At 67.9% G+C, this 3,312-nt stretch carries 4 protein-coding genes; 1 reads left to right on the top strand and 3 read right to left on the bottom strand.

The window, feature by feature from the left end; translation table 11 throughout:
• Positions 1 to 50 precede the first annotated feature (50 nt).
• Positions 51 to 881: an SDR family NAD(P)-dependent oxidoreductase gene (locus WC493_RS22535; RefSeq protein WP_373068753.1), complete on the bottom strand. Its 831-nt coding sequence runs from the start codon at positions 879 to 881 to the stop codon at positions 51 to 53.
• On the opposite strand from WC493_RS22535, the gene WC493_RS22530 reads away from it, so the two are divergent.
• On the top strand, positions 850 to 1,692 hold the full coding sequence (locus WC493_RS22530; RefSeq protein ID WP_373068755.1) for a glutathione S-transferase family protein: 843 nt from the start codon (positions 850 to 852) through the stop codon (positions 1,690 to 1,692). The two genes, WC493_RS22535 and WC493_RS22530, sit on opposite strands and share 32 nt — an antisense overlap.
• A gap of 99 nt (positions 1,693 to 1,791) precedes the next feature.
• On the opposite strand, the gene WC493_RS22525 is transcribed toward WC493_RS22530, so the two are convergent.
• Both WC493_RS22525 and WC493_RS22520 read right to left on the bottom strand, forming a co-directional pair.
• Positions 1,792 to 2,970, bottom strand: coding sequence for an acyl-CoA dehydrogenase family protein (locus WC493_RS22525; protein ID WP_373068751.1), 1,179 nt, complete (start codon positions 2,968 to 2,970; stop codon positions 1,792 to 1,794).
• 19 nt (positions 2,971 to 2,989) lie between these two features.
• Positions 2,990 to 3,312, bottom strand: a 323-nt coding sequence (locus tag WC493_RS22520; protein WP_373068749.1) for an SDR family NAD(P)-dependent oxidoreductase, incomplete at its 5' end; no start/stop codon positions are given.

Raw genomic sequence — 3,312 nt, 5'->3', positions numbered from 1 at the left:
TCGCCACTACGCCGAGACCATCGACGCGTCGCGGTGACCACGCGGGATGGCTATTGCCGGGTGTGGAACGCGCGGATGGCTTCCATGAACCTGCCCGCAAAAAGCTCGCCGGTGAAGGGCGCGTAGCGCAGGATCGACATCGCCAGCCTGGCTGTCGCGGGAGTCACGATGACCGGCGTGTCGTTCTCGATGCCCTTCATGAGGTCGGCGGCCACCCGGTCCGGTTCCGCAAAGGCGCCGCGTTTGCGTATCGCCGCCGCGGCCGCCGCGCCGTCGATATTGGCGAAGGTGGCGTTGCGGACCATGGGCGTGTCGACGAATCCGGGGCAGAGCACGTTCACCTGTACGCCGTATTTGCGGGCTTCGCCGCGCAGGGATTGCGACAGGCCGACCACGGCATGCTTGGTGGCCGCGTAGATGGTGAAGCCCGGTGACGGACCGAGGCCGGCGATGCTGCCGGTGTTCACAATGCAGCCCGAGCCCTGCTTCGCCATGCGCGGATAGGCGGCGCACACGCCGTTGATGACGCCCCAGAGGTTGATGTCGACGCAGCGTCGCCAGGCATCGTCGCCCATGTCGAGCAGTTCCCCGACATAAATGACGCCCGCGTTGTTGAAAAGGAAGTCGAGCCGCCCCCAGCGCTTCTCGACGCCGGCCACCAGTCGTTCCACCGCGCCGGCGTCGGTTACATCCACGGTTTTCGCCACGGCCTCGCAGCCCCTGGCGCGCAGTGCCGCGGCTTCGGCCTCGGCGCCGGCGGCGTCGATGTCGGCGACGACCACGCGTGCGCCGCGTGCCGCCAGGGCGCGGACGATGGCTTGCCCGATGCCGGAGGCGCCCCCGGTGACGATGGCCGACGCGCCCTTGAACTGGATTGCCATGATCGATTGCCTTTCGCGAACCCGGCGGTTTGTTGACCCTGCATCCCGGCCGGTATCATTTGCGGCGAGTGAAGTCCGGATAGTACGTCCAGCCGTTATCATTCGGGCATGCGGCTCGCTGTCACGATGGCGGTCAAAACAACAAAGGAGACATTCCATGATGGAGCTTTACTACGGTGCCGGTGCGTGTTCGTTTGTTCCCCATGTCGGCCTGGAAGCAATCAAAGCCGCGACGGGCGAGGGCTTCGAGCCTCGCGCCATCAAGCTGCACAAGGGCGAGCAGCATTCGCCGGAATATCTGGCGCTGAACCCGCTGGGGCTGGTGCCGCTGCTGGTGGTCGATGGCAAGCCCCTGAGCCAGATCCTGGCGATCTGCGACTATCTCGACCGTCGCTATCCCCAGGCCGGACTCCTGCCGGCCGATCCCTGGCAGCGTGCGCAGGCGATGTCCACCTTCGCCTGGATGAACAACACCGTCCATCCGACCTTCACCCATATCTTCCGTCCGGGGAACTTTGCCGAGGGCGAAGCGGCACAGACGGAAGTCAAGCGGCTCGCCACGGAAAAGTTCCGCGGACACCTCGAGCGAATTCAGGTCATGGCAGAAAAAGCCGCGCCTTTCCTGCTGGGCGACAAGCTGTCCTTCGTCGACGCCTATGCGCTGGTCTTCCTGCGCTGGGGCGGCCTCGCCGGCATCGACCCCGCATCCCTGCCGGGGTACCGGGCCTACGTCGAACGCCTCGCCGCCGTGCCGCCGGTCGCGGCCGCCATGGCGCGCGAAGGCATCAATCTGGAGACCTACCGGAAGTAGCCCGTTGCGGCGAAGGCGGCCCGGGCCGGGATCCGTGCCCCCGGTCGCCGTGCCGCCAGCGCCGACTTTTGCCGTCGGCGCGGCTTGCGGCGGCAGCCGTCAGGTCTTGAGGTCCTGCTCGTAGGCAGTGAGCGTCTGCCGCGCGATGATGAGCTGCTGCACTTCCGTGGCGCCCTCGTAAATGCGCAGGGCGCGGATCTCGCGGTATAGGCGCTCGACCGGATGCTCGCTGACGACACCGAGGCCGCCCCAGATCTGCACCGCCGCATCGATCACCTGCTGCGCCGTTTCGGTCGCCGTCATCTTGGCCATCGCGGCCTCGCGCGTGACGTTCTTGCCCTGGTCGCGCAGCCACGCGGCGCGGTAGGTGAGCAGGGCGGCGATGTCGACGCCGGTCGCCATCTGCGCGAGCTTGGTTTGCGTGATCTGGAAATCCGCCAGCTTCTGGTTGAACATCGGCCGCGTCGTCGCGCGGCGCAGCGCCTCGTCCAGCGCGCGGCGGGCGAAGCCCAGCGCCGCCGCCGCGACCGAGGTGCGGAAGATGTCCAGCGTCTGCATGGCGATCTTGAAGCCCTGCGCCGGCTTGCCGAGCATGTTGCCGGCGCGAATCCGGCAGTCGGTGAAGCGCAGCCGCGCCAGCGGGTGCGGGGCGATGACGTTGATCCGCTCGGCGATTTCGAGGCCGGGCGTGGCCGCATCGACGATGAAGGCCGACAGGCCGCGCGAGCCCGGCGCTTCGCCGGTGCGCGCGAAGACGACGTAGAAGTCGGCGATGCCGCCGTTGGAGATCCAGGTCTTCTCGCCGTCGAGCACGTAATCGTCGCCGTCGCGCCGCGCCGCGCAGCTCATGGCCGCCACGTCGGACCCCGAATTCGGTTCCGAAAGCGCGAAGGCGGCGATCGCTTCGCCGGCGGCGACTTTCGTCAGGTAGCGCTGCTGCTGCTGCGGCGTGCCGTGCAGCGTGATGGCGCCCGAGCCCAAGCCCTGCATGGCGAAGGCGAAATCGGCGAGGCCGGAATGGCGCCCCAGCGTCTCGCGCAGCAGGCAGATGGCGCGCGTGTCGATGACATCGTACTGGCCGCCGTAGCCGGTGCCGCCAACGGCATAGCGCAGCCAGCCGGCGGCGCCGAGGCGCTTGACGAGGTCGCGGCAGGCGGCGTCCGTGTCGGCGGGATGGTCGGCGCCGATGTTGTCCGTCGCCCAGCGTTCGAGGTCCGCCTGCAATTGGCGGTGCCGCTCGTCGAAGAACGGCCAGTCGAGGTAGCTTTTGTCGCTCATGCTTCTTCCTTGTTCGCGCTCACATGGTTTCGCCGCCGGCGACGGCTATTGCCTGCCCGGTCACGGCTTCGCTGCCCGGCTGGCACAGCCAGAGTACCGCATTGGCGACTTCCGCGGGCTGCACCAGGCGGCCCTGCGGATTGTGCTTGACCAGCTCGGCCTCGGCTTCCGCCGCGCTGCGGCCCGTCTTGGCCTGGATGTTGGCCAGGGTGTCGCGCACGATGTCGGTTTCCGTATAGCCGGGACAGACGGCATTGACGGTGACCGGCTGCTTCGCCAGTTCCAGTGCCAGCGAGCGGGTCAGGCCCAGCACCGCGTGCTTGGCCGCGCAGTAGGCGGAAA

It is taken from the genome of Zavarzinia sp. (assembly GCF_041650655.1).
Lineage (GTDB): Bacteria > Pseudomonadota > Alphaproteobacteria > Zavarziniales > Zavarziniaceae > Zavarzinia.
Note: the sequence above shows the minus strand (reverse complement) of the source record. Positions and strands in the feature narration are given on the sequence as shown.

Bases quoted from the DNA above. Each gene is read 5' to 3' on its own strand.
- WC493_RS22530 (WP_373068755.1), top strand. From the start codon at position 850: ATGGCCGACGCGCCCTTGAACTGGATTGCCATGATCGATTGCCTTTCG.
- WC493_RS22535 (WP_373068753.1), bottom strand. From the start codon at position 881: ATGGCAATCCAGTTCAAGGGCGCGTCGGCCATCGTCACCGGGGGCGCC.
- WC493_RS22525 (WP_373068751.1), bottom strand. From the start codon at position 2,970: ATGAGCGACAAAAGCTACCTCGACTGGCCGTTCTTCGACGAGCGGCAC.